13 protein-coding genes and 1 tRNA gene are annotated in these 12527 nt (G+C 68.1%); 12 read left to right on the top strand and 2 right to left on the bottom strand.

The features are described from left to right. Positions 1–42: 42 nt before the first annotated feature. The 5 genes from WHX56_RS14325 (at position 43) to WHX56_RS14305 (ending at position 6341) form a co-directional block, all read left to right on the top strand. A complete protein-coding gene (locus WHX56_RS14325) occupies positions 43–936 on the top strand; it encodes a DMT family transporter (protein ID WP_129245037.1) in 894 nt (297 codons plus the stop codon). Between the two features lie 27 nt (positions 937–963). Beyond that, positions 964–1908, top strand: a complete 945-nt coding sequence (locus WHX56_RS14320; RefSeq protein WP_338881604.1) for an AEC family transporter — start codon at positions 964–966, stop codon at positions 1906–1908. A gap of 10 nt (positions 1909–1918) precedes the next feature. After that, positions 1919–3199: an arsenic transporter gene (locus WHX56_RS14315; RefSeq protein ID WP_338881603.1), complete on the top strand. Its 1281-nt coding sequence runs from the start codon at positions 1919–1921 to the stop codon at positions 3197–3199. A 157-nt stretch (positions 3200–3356) separates the two neighbouring features. Then, complete coding sequence (locus WHX56_RS14310; protein WP_165360307.1) at positions 3357–4583, top strand: YeeE/YedE family protein; 1227 nt, start codon at positions 3357–3359, stop codon at positions 4581–4583. Positions 4584–4667: 84 nt separating this feature from the next. Next, a complete protein-coding gene (locus tag WHX56_RS14305) occupies positions 4668–6341 on the top strand; it encodes an FMN-binding glutamate synthase family protein (RefSeq protein ID WP_338881602.1) in 1674 nt (557 codons plus the stop codon). Between the two features lie 27 nt (positions 6342–6368). Here the strand turns inward: WHX56_RS14305 and WHX56_RS14300 are convergent, their stop codons facing one another. Together WHX56_RS14300 and WHX56_RS14295 are read right to left on the bottom strand one after the other, a co-directional pair. Further along, a complete protein-coding gene (locus tag WHX56_RS14300) occupies positions 6369–7841 on the bottom strand; it encodes a phospholipase D-like domain-containing protein (protein ID WP_338881599.1) in 1473 nt (490 codons plus the stop codon). Between the two features lie 11 nt (positions 7842–7852). Beyond that, positions 7853–8188: a DUF883 family protein gene (locus WHX56_RS14295; RefSeq protein ID WP_287755962.1), complete on the bottom strand. Its 336-nt coding sequence runs from the start codon at positions 8186–8188 to the stop codon at positions 7853–7855. A 345-nt stretch (positions 8189–8533) separates the two neighbouring features. Here WHX56_RS14295 and egtD point away from each other — a divergent pair, with 345 nt between their 5' ends. From egtD to WHX56_RS14260, 7 genes are all read left to right on the top strand, one after another. Further along, positions 8534–9511, top strand: a complete 978-nt coding sequence (gene egtD, locus WHX56_RS14290) for an L-histidine N(alpha)-methyltransferase (RefSeq protein WP_129245050.1) — start codon at positions 8534–8536, stop codon at positions 9509–9511. 35 nt (positions 9512–9546) lie between these two features. Next, positions 9547–10863, top strand: a complete 1317-nt coding sequence (gene egtB, locus WHX56_RS14285; protein ID WP_338881596.1) for an ergothioneine biosynthesis protein EgtB — start codon at positions 9547–9549, stop codon at positions 10861–10863. 110 nt (positions 10864–10973) lie between these two features. Further along, positions 10974–11050: transfer RNA gene (locus tag WHX56_RS14280), tRNA-Met, on the top strand. A 149-nt stretch (positions 11051–11199) separates the two neighbouring features. Continuing rightward, entirely contained in the window at positions 11200–11364 is a 165-nt protein-coding gene (locus WHX56_RS14275; RefSeq protein WP_338881595.1) for a hypothetical protein, read from the top strand. Positions 11365–11551: 187 nt separating this feature from the next. Continuing rightward, positions 11552–11716, top strand: coding sequence for a 2'-5' RNA ligase (locus tag WHX56_RS14270; protein ID WP_338881594.1), 165 nt, complete (start codon positions 11552–11554; stop codon positions 11714–11716). Next, the gene (locus WHX56_RS14265) at positions 11676–12059 is read left to right on the top strand and encodes a hypothetical protein (RefSeq protein WP_338881593.1); all 384 of its coding nucleotides are present in this window, start codon (positions 11676–11678) and stop codon (positions 12057–12059) included. The genes WHX56_RS14270 and WHX56_RS14265 overlap by 41 nt, the downstream gene beginning before the upstream one ends. 209 nt (positions 12060–12268) lie before the next feature. Beyond that, positions 12269–12493 (top strand): CrpP-related protein, encoded by a 225-nt coding sequence (locus WHX56_RS14260; RefSeq protein ID WP_338881592.1) that lies wholly within the window; start codon positions 12269–12271, stop codon positions 12491–12493. Positions 12494–12527: the final 34 nt, after the last annotated feature.

Genomic DNA, 12527 nt, shown 5'->3' with positions numbered 1-12527 from the left:
GGGGGTACGATCGCGGCTTGCCCACGCCGCCCGTGTTCCGACATGCCGCCTGCCGCTCCCCCCGCCTGGCTGAAAGCCGCTCCCGCGCTTTTCCTGCTGCTCTGGTCCAGCGGCTTCGTCGTGCTCAAGGTGGGGCTGGCCTATGCCGATCCCATGACCTTCCTGGCGCTGCGCTATGCCTGCGTGGTGCTGATCCTGGCCCCCGTCCTGCTGGTCCTGCGCCCGCCGCTGCCGCGCGGCGCCAGCGCCTGGGGCCACCTGGCGATGGTCGGACTGCTGTTGCAGGCTGGCTACTTCTGCTTCACCTACCTGTCGCTGAAGCAGGGCATGTCGGCCGGCGGCATCGCGCTGATCACCTCGCTGCAACCCATCCTGATCGGCCTGCTGGCGCCCGCGATCGCGCAGGAGCGCGTCGACGCCCGGCGCTGGGCGGGCCTCGGCCTGGGGGTGTCGGGCGCCGCGCTGGTGATCGTCGCCAAGGCCTCGATCGACGTGCTGTCGCCGCTGGGCCTGCTGTTCGCCGTCAGCGCCCTGCTCTGCATCACCGGCGGCACCCTGTATGAAAAGCGCTTCGGCACGCAGACCCACCCGGCCACCTCCAACCTGGTGCAGTATGCGGTCGGCCTGGCCGTCACCGCGCCGCTGGCCTTCTGGCTGGAACCGATGCGCATCGAATGGACCGGCCCGCTCTGGGCGTCGCTGGCCTATCTGGTCGTGGGCAATTCGCTGGTGGCCATCACCCTGCTGCTGACCATGATCCGCCACGGCGAGGCCTCGCGCGTGTCGGCGCTGTTTTTCCTGGTCCCGCCCTGCACCGCCGTCATCGCACTGGCGATCCTGGACGAACCCATTCCCGCGCTTGCGTGGCCGGGCATGGCCCTGGCCGCGCTCGGCATCCTGCTCGTCACGCGGGCCAAGCCCTCCGGCGCACGCTAGAATGGGCGCCTTCCCGCACCCGCACCCATGAACGCCGTCATTACCGCCGCCCTGCCGGTCTTCGCCCTGATCCTGACCGGCTGGCTGGCCGCCCGCTGGCGCATCCTGGGCCCGGCCGCCACCGATGCGCTGAACCGCTACGTGGTCTACCTGTCCCTGCCGGCGCTGCTGTTTCGCGCCATGACGCAGGTGGACCTGGCGCAGGCGGCGCACTGGGGCTTCGCCGCCGCCTTCGCGGGCGGCATCGCCGCCACGTTCCTGGCGGCGTTCCTCGGCGCCCGGCGCACTCAAAAGGCGCTCACCGACCGCAGCATCCAGGGCCTGGCCGCGTCCTACGCCAATGCCGGCTACATGGGGATCCCGCTCTGCCTGGCGCTGTTCGGCGCGGAAAGCCTGGCGCCCGCCACGTTCACCACCCTGCTCACCGCCAGCGTGCTGTTCGGCTTCGCCATCGCGCTCATCGAGTTCGACCGCCAGCAGGCGCCGAGCCTGCCTTCCACCCTGCTCAAGGTCGGACGCGCGCTGCTGCGCAATCCGCTGCTGGCCGCGCCGGTGCTGGGCCTGGCCTGGGCCTCCACCGGAGTGCCCCTGCCGGAAGGCCTGGACCGCTACGTCTCCCTGCTGGGCGCGTCCGCCAGCCCGTGCGCGCTGGTCACGATAGGCCTGTTCCTCGCGCAGACCGAAACGTCCAGCTCGGGGCCGGGCGTGCTGCGCCTGGTCGCCGGCAAGCTGCTGCTGCAGCCCGCCGTCACCGCGGTGCTGGCATTCTACGTATTCCCCATGCCGCCCATGTGGGCCTGGACCGCCGTGCTGATGAGCGCGCTGCCCATCGGCACCGGCCCTTTCATGCTGGCCGCGATGTACGGCCGCGACGCGCGCGTGACCTCGCGCGCCATCCTGGTCTCCACCGTGGCATCGGTGCTGACCGTCAGCCTGCTGGTCGCCTGGATCAGCGCGCACCCGCTACCCTGACACCGCCTCCATGCTGCTCGCCGCCGCCATATTCGTCCTTACCATCACGCTGGTCATCTGGCAGCCCAGGGGCCTGTCCATCGGCTGGAGCGCGGTGCTCGGGGCCGCGCTCGCGCTGGCCACGGGCGTGGTCCACCCGGCCGACATCGCCGACGTCTGGCGCATCGTCTGGAACGCCACCGCGACCTTCATCGCCATCATCGTCACCAGCCTGATCCTGGACGAAGCCGGCTTCTTCGAATGGTCGGCGCTGCACGTGGCGCGCTGGGGCGGCGGACGCGGCCGCCTGCTGTTCGTCCTCATCGTCCTGCTGGGCGCCACCGTGTCCGCGCTGTTCGCCAACGACGGCGCGGCGCTGATCCTCACGCCCATCGTCATGGAAATGCTGCTGGCGCTGGGCTTCGGGCCCGGCGCCTCGCTGGCCTTCGTGATGGCCGCGGGCTTCATCGCGGACACGGGCAGCATCGCGCTCATCGTGTCCAACCTGGTCAACATCGTCTCGGCGGATTTCTTCGGCATCGGCTTCGGCGAGTACGCCTCGGTGATGCTGCCGGTGAACCTGATGGCGGTGGCCTCCACCCTGGCCGTGCTGCTGCTGTTCTTCCACCGGAGCATCCCGCCGCGCTACGACGTGAGCCAGTTGCCCGCCCCCGCCTCCGCCATCCGCGACCTCACCACGTTCCGCGCCGGCTGGGTCGTGCTGGCGCTGCTGCTGGCGGGCTTCTTCATCCTGGAGCCGCTGGGCATCCCCGTCAGCGCCATCGCCGCCGCGGGCGCGCTGGGCCTGCTGCTGATCGCGGGCCGGCAACACATCGTGGGCACCCGGCGCATCATGCGCGACGCCCCCTGGCACATCGTCGTCTTCTCGCTGGGCATGTACCTGGTGGTGTACGGGCTGCGCAACGCCGGCCTGACCGCGCACCTGGCGCAGGTGCTGGACCGCTGCGCGGAATACGGCCTCTGGGGCGCGGCGCTGGGCACCGGCCTCATCACCGCCTTCCTGTCGTCCATCATGAACAACCTGCCGACGGTCCTGGTGGGCGCGCTGTCCATCGCGGACACCAGCGCCACGGGCGCCGTGAAGGACGCCATGATCTACGCCAACATCATCGGCAGCGACCTCGGGCCCAAGATCACGCCGATCGGCAGCCTGGCGACGCTGCTGTGGCTGCACGTGCTGGCGCGCAAGGGCTTGCGCATCACTTGGGGCTACTACTTCCGCGTCGGCATCGTGCTGACCTTGCCTGTGCTGCTGCTGACGCTGGCGGCGCTGGTGTGGCGTCTGCAATAAGCCCGGCCCCCTCGCTTCAATATTACTTTTAGTTATTTAAAACGCATGAATTGATGCTTTGAGAGATTTGCCGCCCGACTTAGACTTCCAGCATCCCACGGGTGCGTTCTCGCGCCCGTTTGCATTTCCACGCATCCGCCCCTTCCGGGACCCGCCCATGAGCATCGACGCCTCGACCCTTCCCCTTCCTTCCTCGGCCCTGCCGCCGATCCGCATCAATCGCAAGCCGCTATGGATCGCCCTGCTGCTGGTGCTGGCCGGCGCGCTGTACCTGAACCAGACCGTGGGCTGGCGCCAGGGCGCGCTGTGGATCGTCGGCGCCCTGCTGGGCGTCACGCTCTACCACGCCTCCTTCGGCTTCACGCAAGCCTGGCGCGTCTTCGTGTCGGACCGCCGCGGCGCGGGCCTGCGGGCGCAGATGCTCATGCTGGGCGCGGGCGTGCTGCTGTTCTTCCCCTTCCTGGCGGCGGGAACGCTGTTCGGCCAGCCGGTCAGCGGCTTCGTGTCGCCGCCTGGCGTGTCAGTCATCCTGGGCGCCTTCCTGTTCGGCATCGGCATGCAACTGGGCGGAGGCTGCGCGTCGGGCACGCTGTTCGCGGTCGGCGGCGGCAATACCCGCATGCTGGTCACGCTGCTGTTCTTCATCGTCGGCTCGGTCATCGCCACCGCGAACTTCGGCTGGTGGTCCAGCCTGCCCGCGCTTGCCCCCACGTCGCTCATCAAGACCTGGGGCCTGGCGCCCGCGCTCATCGCCAACCTGGCCGTCTTCGCGCTGATCGCCTGGGCGGTCACGGCGCTGGAGAAGCGCCGCCACGGCCACGTGATCTCGTTCGCCTCGCGCACCGCGCGCCCGGTCTCCCTGCTGCAAGGCCCCTGGCCGCTGATCTGGGGCGGCGTGGCGCTGGTCGTGCTGAATTTCGCCACGCTGGCGCTGGCCGGCCGGCCCTGGGGCATCACCTCCGCCTTCGCGCTGTGGGGCGCCAAGGCCCTGGACGCCTTCGGCGGCGACGTGGCCACCTGGGCCTACTGGAGCAAGCAGCCCTCGCTGGCCGCGCCGCTGCGCCAGGACGTCACGACCGTGATGGACATCGGCCTGATGCTGGGCGCGCTTGCCGCCGCCAGCGCCGCCGGCAAGTTCGCCCCCATCTGGAAGGTGCCGGCGCGCTCGCTGGCCGGCGCGGTCATCGGCGGCCTGCTGCTGGGCTACGGCGCCCGGCTGGCCTTCGGCTGCAACATCGGCGCCTACTTCAGCGGCATCCTGTCGGGCAGCCTGCATGCCTGGTTGTGGCTGCCCGCCGCCTTCGCCGGCAGCGCCCTCGGCGTGCGCCTGCGCCCGGCATTCGGCCTCGCGGTCGAGAAGACGCCGCTGGCGTCCAGTTGCTGAGAAACAGTATTCCAGGCACGTCCCTCCGGCGCGGGGGACGGTAGCTGGTGTATGGTTGCTCCATCCCGAAATACGGAGATGGACATGAGCTGGATTTTCGGCCGCTACACGGCCTTTCTGTTGACCCTGGCCGGCGCGGCGGTCACCGCCGCCCTGGCCTACGCAAGCTCGCCCTGGTGGCTGTGGGTCGCCGTGCCGCTGGCGCTGCTGGGCGCGCTGGGCGTGTATGACCTGATCCAGCCCCGCCATGCCATCCGGCGCAACTATCCGGTCCTGGGCAATCTGCGCTTCCTGTTCGAATTCATCCGCCCCGAGATCCGCCAGTACTTCCTCGAAGACGACACGCAGGCCGCGCCGTTCTCGCGCGCGCAACGCTCCATCGTCTACCAGCGCGCCAAGCGCGAGATCGACAAGCGCCCCTTCGGCACCCAGGAAGACGTCTACGGCGACCGCTACGAATGGATCAACCATTCCATGTCGCCCTCGCGCATCGACGATACCGACTTCCGCGTCACCGTGGGCGGCCCCGAGTGCAGGCAGCCCTATTCCATGTCGGCCTTCAACGTATCGGCGATGAGCTTCGGCGCGCTGTCGGCCAATGCCGTGCTGGCCCTGAACGAGGGCGCCCGCCAGGGCAATTTCGCGCACGACACCGGCGAAGGCGGCATCAGCCGCTACCACCGCCAGCCGGGCGGCAGCCTGGTCTGGAATATCGGCTCGGGCTATTTCGGCTGCCGCGACGAGCACGGCGCGTTCTCGGAAGAAGCCTTCGTGAAGAACGCCTGTACGCCGCAGGTCAAGATGATCGAAATCAAGCTGTCGCAGGGAGCCAAGCCCGGGCACGGCGGCATCCTGCCCGCGGGCAAGGTCACGCCGGAGATCGCCGAGGCGCGCGGCGTCGCCCCCTGGCAGGACTGCAACTCGCCGGCCAGCCACTCCGCCTTCGACTCCCCCATCGGCCTGATGAAATTCGTGGCGCGCCTGCGCGAACTGTCCGGCGGCAAACCGGTGGGCTTCAAGTTCTGCGTGGGCCATCCCTGGGAATGGTTCGCCATCGTCAAGGCCATGCTGGAAACCGGCATCACGCCGGACTTCATCGTGGTCGACGGCGCCGAAGGCGGCACGGGCGCCGCTCCGGTGGAGTTCGTCGACCACGTCGGCACGCCGCTGCGCGAAGCGCTGCGCCTGGTCCACAACACACTGATCGGCGTGAACCTGCGCGACCGCATCAAACTGGGCGCGTCGGGCAAGGTCATCACCGCCTTCGACATGGCCCGCGTCATGGCCATGGGCGCGGACTGGTGCAACGCCGCGCGCGGCTTCATGTTCGCCATCGGCTGCATCCAGGCGCAAGCCTGCCATACCGGCAAATGCCCCACCGGCGTCACCACGCAGGATCCGCTGCGCCAGCGCGCGCTGGTGGTGCCGGACAAGGCGCAGCGCGTGGCCAACTTCCACCACAACACGCTGCATGCCCTGGCCGAACTGCTGGCCGCCGCCGGCCTGACGCACCCCGGCCAGCTTCGCCCCCACCACATCGCGCGCCGCATCTCGCCCAGCGAGATCCGGCTGTTGTCCGCGCTGTTTCCCGAACTGGCGCCCGGGGAACTGCTGCGCGGCGAATTCCGCCACCAGGTATTCCGCGCCGGCTGGGCCATGGCGCAGGCCCAGTCGTTCCAGCCGACTTACGACATCACCACGGCCCTGGCCCAGGAACACGCCGCCCACGCCGCGCCGGCCCCGGCCGGCCACGCCTAAGCCGGCCCCGCGCCTGAGCCGGCCGCGCTACAGCCAGCGCTCGAACATGCGCGACAAGAACTCCATGTAGCGGTCGCCCACGCCCCGGTCCTTCCAGGCCTCGGGCGTGATGCGCACCGAATCGGCGACGTCGCGCTGGAACAGCGCCTCCATTTCACCGGCGAATTCCGGCCCCAGCACCACGGCGTTGATTTCGTAGTTCAAGGCGAAACTGCGCCAGTCCATGTTGCTCGACCCGACGGTGGACCACACGCCGTCCACCACCGCGGTCTTGGCATGCAGCAGGGCGTCGCGCCGCTCGTAGAGCTTGACTCCGGCTTCCAGCAGGTCGGCGTAGTGCGAACGCCCGGCGTGGAACACCAATGACGAATCGCTGAAGCCGGGCAGCACCAGCACCACGTCGACCCCGCGCCGCGCGGCGGCGGTCAGGACCTCGATGAAGGCGGGGTCCGGAACGAAATACGCCATGGTGATGTGGATGGAGCGCTGCGCGCTTTCGAACGCCGACATCAGCGTCAGGTAGACGGTGTAGCCGTCGCTGCGGTCCGGCTGGTTGGCCAGTATCCGCACGCTCGTCGAGCCCAAAGGCGGCGCCACGTGCGAATCGCCGCCCTTGATCGGCTCCTTGGCCTGCGACTCCCAGCCCGCCCGGATGACCGCTTCCAGTTGCGCCACCGCGGGCCCCTCGATGCGCAGGTGCGTATCGCGCCAGGGCGCGGCCTGGGCATCGCCGGCCGCCGGCGCATCCGCCTTCCCGGCGCCCGATCCCGGCCCGGATCCCGATCCCGCCCCCGGCGAAGACTCGTACACGCTGCTGACGTTGATGCCGCCGAGGTATCCCACCTTGCCGTCCACCACCAGCACCTTGCGGTGATTGCGCTGGTTGGGCGACCAGCCGGCGCGGGCGCGGACCGGATTGACCGGATTGAAGATCGCCACCTGCACGCCCGCGTCGCGCAGGCGCGCGAACAAGGCGTCGGGCGTCTTGATCGTGCCGACCGCATCGACCATCAAGGACACCTCGGCCCCGCGGTTGCGCGCCGAGATCAGCGCTTCGGCGAAGCGCGAGCCCTCGGCGTCGTCATCGAAAATATAGGTTTCCATGTGCACGTAGCGGCGCGCCTGCCCGATCGAGCGCAGCATGGCCCGATAGGTGGTGGGCCCGTCCGCCAGCAGCCCGACGCGGTTGCCCGCCACCAGGGGCGCGCCGCTGACCGCCTGTTCGACGGCAAGATGGCGCGCCAGGAAATCGTCCTTGGGGGTCCGCGGATCCGAGACGATGCCTTGTCCGCGGCGGTAGCTGTCGAGCGCCGCATCGGCGGACAGGCTGGCCTGCGCCTGGCGGGCCTGGCGCTCCTGCGCGTCCGGAACGCTGGCGCAGGCCGCCAGCAGGACGGCGCAGGCCAGCGGCAGCGCCCGCGTCCACCGGCGGATGCCGGACAGCCACGAAAACGCGCCCGGCCGCGAAAGGGCCCGGCGCACGGCCGGAGGCGGCCTCATGATGCGATGGCTTAGCGCCGGCCGCCCGCCATCAGGCAGCACCCCAGCAACGCGCCGACCAGGGCCGCCACGCCTACCGACTTCCAGGCATGCTCATGCACGTACTCGTCGGCATAGGCACTGGCCCGGCGCGCGCGTTCCCGCGCCACGCCCTCCCATTCGCCCGCGGACTCGCGCGCCTCGTCCAGTTGGCGCCGCAGGCGCGCTCGCGCCGCCTCGACCTCGGAGCCCGTATACGACGCCGTCGAACGCAGCAGGTCTTCCGTGCCCGCCAGCAGTTCCTGGAAGCTGTCGCTCACCCGTTCGCGGTGCAATGCCATTTCGGCGCGTTGGTGCTTTCGGTTCATGGTCGCTCCTTCTGGTTATTGGGGGTGTGGGGGCCTGCTCCCACCCGCGGCCGCGGGCGCCGCGCAGGCCGAATGGCCATTGTGGCCGCCATCCGCGCGCGCCGCCCGAGCTTTGGCAACCAGCGGTAATCCGATATTTCAGGCGAGAAGCGCCGCGGGCTGGCGCGTCCGCGCCCGCGGCCGCGCGCCCACGGGGCCCGGAGATGCGCGGCGCCGGGCGCCTGCGGCCCGATTTCGTAAAAGTCCATTGCACTCAGCGGCTTAGCGCTTGACACCTTGGCCCCACTAGCCGCCACAATAGACTTTTGCAATGCGCTTCAAGCTCTCAAAAAAGGAACTGAACGCATGGTTTCTCCTTCCACCCTGTTTGCTCCCGCCGCTCCGGAATTCATCGCGCAGCACCTGCAGCACCCCAGCCCCGAACAGATCGAACTGCGCGACGGGCTGATGGACCATCCGGCCCACGTCGATCCCAAATTCCTGTACGACGCGCTCGGTTCGGCGCTCTTCACCGCCATCACCCAACTGCCGGAGTACTACCCGACCCGGTGCGAAGCGGAGATCTTCCAGCGCCACGGCGGCGACATCGCCCGGCACATCGGTCCCGTTCAATCGATGATCGACCTGGGCGCGGGCGATTGCGTCAAGGCCGAACGCCTTTTCCCCAGCCTGCGCCCCCGCCACTACGTGCCCATCGACATCTCCGCCGACTACCTGCAGTCCGCGGTGCGCCGGCTGCGGCTCTCGTATCCCGGCCTGCGCATCACCGCCCTCGGACAGGACTTCTCGCATGCGCTGGCCCTGCCGGCCAGCATCCCCGCCGAGCAGCGGCTGTTCTTCTATCCCGGCTCCAGCATCGGCAACCTGAGCCCCGAGGACGCGCATGCCATGCTGCAGCGGATCCGCGGGCAATGCGAAGGCGGCGGGCTGCTGGTCGGCGTGGACCGCGTCAAGCCCAGGCAGGTGCTGGAACCCGCCTACGACGACGCGCTGCACCTGACGGCCGCGTTCAACCTGAATCTGCTGCGGCACGTGAACAGCGTGCTGGACGCCGATTTCCACGTGGACGACTGGCGCCACGTGGCGCTCTTCAACAGCACCAGATCGCGCATCGAAATGCACCTGGAAGCGCTGCGCGCGGTCCGCGTGGCCTGGCCCGGCGGCCAACGCGAATTCAGCGCCGGCGAACGCATCCACACCGAGAATTCCTACAAGTTCACCCCCCAGTCCTTTGCCGGCCTGCTCGCCAGCGCCGGCTATCGCGACGTCGCGCACTGGTCCGATTCCCGCGGCTGGTTCTCTATTTTCAGCGCCCGCGCCTGACGCGGGCTTCCCCACGACGCCACTGGAGGATCGCCATGGAACCTGCCTGCCTGCTGACCCATCCCGCCACCGGACCGTACGCGGCCGGCCAGGCCGGCCAGCACGACCGGTACGATGCCGTGCGCTCGACCAGCGCGGCCCTCGCAGCCCCCCTCAGCCCCGAGGATTGCCAAGTGCAATCCATGCCGGACTGCAGCCCCGTCAAGTGGCATCTGGCGCACACCACCTGGTTCTTCGAGACTTTCCTGCTGACGCGCTTTCATCCGTCCCACGGGGTGTTCCATCCGCAGTACCGCATGCTGTTCAATTCCTACTACAACGCCATCGGGGCCAAGCACCCGCGCCCGCGGCGCGGCCTGCTGTCGCGCCCCGCCTTGAGCGAGGTACGGCAATACCGCCAGCACGTGGACGGCGCCATGCACGAACTGATCTCGCGGCTGGGCGGCAACGATCCGGACTTCGACGCCTTGCTGGAACTCGGCCTGAACCACGAGCAGCAGCACCAGGAACTGATCTTGACCGACGTGAAGCACATGCTGTCGGCCAATCCGCTGCGGCCCGCCTACGTGGCGCCGGGCCAGCCCGCGCTGCCCCCGGCCACGCCCGCCGGCTGGACCCGCTACGCCGGCGGCATCGCCCGCATCGGCCACGACGGGCGCGGCTTCGGCTTCGACAACGAGGGCCCCGCGCACGACGTGCTGCTGGCCCCGTTCCACCTGGCCGACCGCCTGGTGACGCAGCACGAATACCTGGCGTTCATCCTCGACGGCGGCTACCGGCGGCCGGAACTGTGGCTGTCGCTGGGCTGGGATATCGTCTGCGCCGAAGGCTGGCGGGCGCCGCTCTACTGGGAAGGCCAACGCGATGACTGGCGCGTGTTCACGCTGCGCGGCATGCAGGACCTGGAACTGCAGGCGCCGGTGACCCACGTCAGCTACTTCGAGGCCGACGCCTATGCCCGCTGGGCGCGCGTGCGCCTGCCGCGCGAAGCGGAATGGGAACATGCCGCCCGCCAGTTGCCCGAGGGCGTCCTGGCCGGCCGCGCCAACATGCTCGAAAACGGCCACCTGGATCCCCGCCCCGCCCCGATGCGCAATGGTTCGGGCGGCCCGGTGCAGCTCCTGGGCGACGCCTGGGAATGGACGTGCAGCGCCTACGATGCCTATCCCGGCTTCAAGCCCGACGCCGGCGCCGTCGGCGAATACAACGGCAAGTTCATGTGCAACCAGTACGTGCTGCGAGGCGGCTCCTGTGCCACGCCCAGGGACCACATCCGGCCGAGCTACCGCAACTTTTTCCCGCCCGAAGCCCGTTGGCAGTTCTCCGGCATCCGCCTGGCGCGGGACGCGTAAGGCGCGTTCCCGAAAATTTCGATTGCCGGCCGCTTGCACGCCGGAAAATTTTCATGCTAGAATTTTGTTCTTCGTTAATCACCACTTGCTGGTGAACAAGACGAAAACGTGGCGCATTAGCTCAGCCGGTTAGAGCGACGGAATCATAATCCGCAGGTCCCCTGTTCGAATCAGGGATGCGCCACCAGGAATTTCAAGGCCCGCAAGCAATTGCGGGCCTTTTGTTTTGCTCCGCAATCTGGCAACCGCTCCGCAATTCTGCGTTTCGGCTTGGAACAGGTCCGATATGTCCTCGGCCTTTCGCGCGCGGCAGAGATGCCACGGTAAAGTGCCTGCATGAAACCCTGGCCCTACGATCAATACTTCACAGTCGCGGAATTCGCCGCCCTGCCGATTGCCCAGCAGCGGCAGATCGCGCTGATCGTCCGCGCGCTGGTCTACTACCTCGAGCATGGGCCGGAAGCCGTGCCCGGCCCCTCCGAGCGCAAGGTAAGCGTTTAAGCCTTGGCAGGGCACATCGCGGTATCCACCATCCTTCCAGGCATGGTATGTGCTGATAGTGGGCGTCGCTATCATCCTTCGGGGGTTCCATGTGCCAGACGCTGCGTTCTCCAACAAGAGGCCAATCGGCCGGAAATTGGCTACTGACGGACACGGCGCCTGTGGTCAGGTAGGAGGGAGAGCTGACATGGACCTCAAGCCCTTCGACCCTATCATCCTCAAGCAGATCGACCAACTGGCCAAGGCCGATCGGGAATTGCTGGAAGCGATCGTTCTGGCTTACGTCGCCGAGATTCGACTGCAACGCCACAATGGCATACGAACGGCGCCCGCGGGAAAGCCTGAAAACTGACCCCGATTTCTACTCGAATATACTGGATATTCAACCAGTGTTTTCCACCATGCCGTTCAAAGATCCCCTTACCGCCGAACAGTTGAGCGCCATCAAAGCGCGCCAGCCTTGGAACTCCGACATCGTCGCCCTGCTGTGGGAGATCAGCCGCCTGCGCTCGTTCATCCTACGTGCAAACCAGCTTTCCGGCGACTTGCAGCGCCCACATGGGATCCTAGGAACAGTCTTCGATGACTGGATTCAGCAGATCCACGCCGAGCCCTGTGTGCTGGAGCGGGATCAAGTAACCCGCGAACTGCTGGACATGCCGGGCAAGCCCCGCAAGGGGATGGCTCCACGGTAGCCACAATCTATGCTAGATTTCCGCCGCCCTACAGCGTCCCAGCCGGCCGCTGTAGGGGACTCGCCCCGGCCCATCAAGGGTTGGGGCGTTTTTGTGCCCACGGGAAAAGTTGAAGTTCCCCCTCTCGACTGGTGCTGCAATACTATTGCGTCCCCATTCCGTCTATTTCATACTGCCCATCCGACCGTCTACTTTTGGAGGGTGCTGAAATGCATGATGACATCCGAAAGCAGGGAGCGCTGGCCGCCCGCCAAGGATTGACTTTATTGGACTGCCCTTACCTCAAGGCGAACACCATGCCGGGACACACGGGCGAGTCGAGGGCAGAGTGGCGCGCCAGGATTGAAGCATGGGAAGCCGGCTGGGCCGGCGAGATGAAGGTTCGAAGGCCGCCAGAAAAGGCAGCCAAGGCCGTCTACGAACGCAGGGCGTAAGACAGTCCCGAGAAGGCGCCCCCAAGTTGGGGCG

This window comes from Achromobacter veterisilvae (assembly GCF_037619525.1).
Classification (GTDB): Bacteria; Pseudomonadota; Gammaproteobacteria; order Burkholderiales; family Burkholderiaceae_B; genus Achromobacter; species Achromobacter veterisilvae.
This window is presented reverse-complemented; position numbering and strand designations above follow the sequence as displayed.

Coding starts and splice junctions, on each gene's coding strand:
- WHX56_RS14325 (WP_129245037.1), top strand. CDS start 43: ATGCCGCCTGCCGCTCCCCCCGCCTGGCTGAAAGCCGCTCCCGCGCTT.
- WHX56_RS14320 (WP_338881604.1), top strand. CDS start 964: ATGAACGCCGTCATTACCGCCGCCCTGCCGGTCTTCGCCCTGATCCTG.
- WHX56_RS14315 (WP_338881603.1), top strand. CDS start 1,919: ATGCTGCTCGCCGCCGCCATATTCGTCCTTACCATCACGCTGGTCATC.
- WHX56_RS14310 (WP_165360307.1), top strand. CDS start 3,357: ATGAGCATCGACGCCTCGACCCTTCCCCTTCCTTCCTCGGCCCTGCCG.
- WHX56_RS14305 (WP_338881602.1), top strand. CDS start 4,668: ATGAGCTGGATTTTCGGCCGCTACACGGCCTTTCTGTTGACCCTGGCC.
- WHX56_RS14300 (WP_338881599.1), bottom strand. CDS start 7,841: ATGAGGCCGCCTCCGGCCGTGCGCCGGGCCCTTTCGCGGCCGGGCGCG.
- WHX56_RS14295 (WP_287755962.1), bottom strand. CDS start 8,188: ATGAACCGAAAGCACCAACGCGCCGAAATGGCATTGCACCGCGAACGG.
- egtD (WP_129245050.1), top strand. CDS start 8,534: ATGGTTTCTCCTTCCACCCTGTTTGCTCCCGCCGCTCCGGAATTCATC.
- egtB (WP_338881596.1), top strand. CDS start 9,547: ATGGAACCTGCCTGCCTGCTGACCCATCCCGCCACCGGACCGTACGCG.
- WHX56_RS14275 (WP_338881595.1), top strand. CDS start 11,200: ATGAAACCCTGGCCCTACGATCAATACTTCACAGTCGCGGAATTCGCC.
- WHX56_RS14270 (WP_338881594.1), top strand. CDS start 11,552: ATGGACCTCAAGCCCTTCGACCCTATCATCCTCAAGCAGATCGACCAA.
- WHX56_RS14265 (WP_338881593.1), top strand. CDS start 11,676: ATGGCATACGAACGGCGCCCGCGGGAAAGCCTGAAAACTGACCCCGAT.
- WHX56_RS14260 (WP_338881592.1), top strand. CDS start 12,269: ATGCATGATGACATCCGAAAGCAGGGAGCGCTGGCCGCCCGCCAAGGA.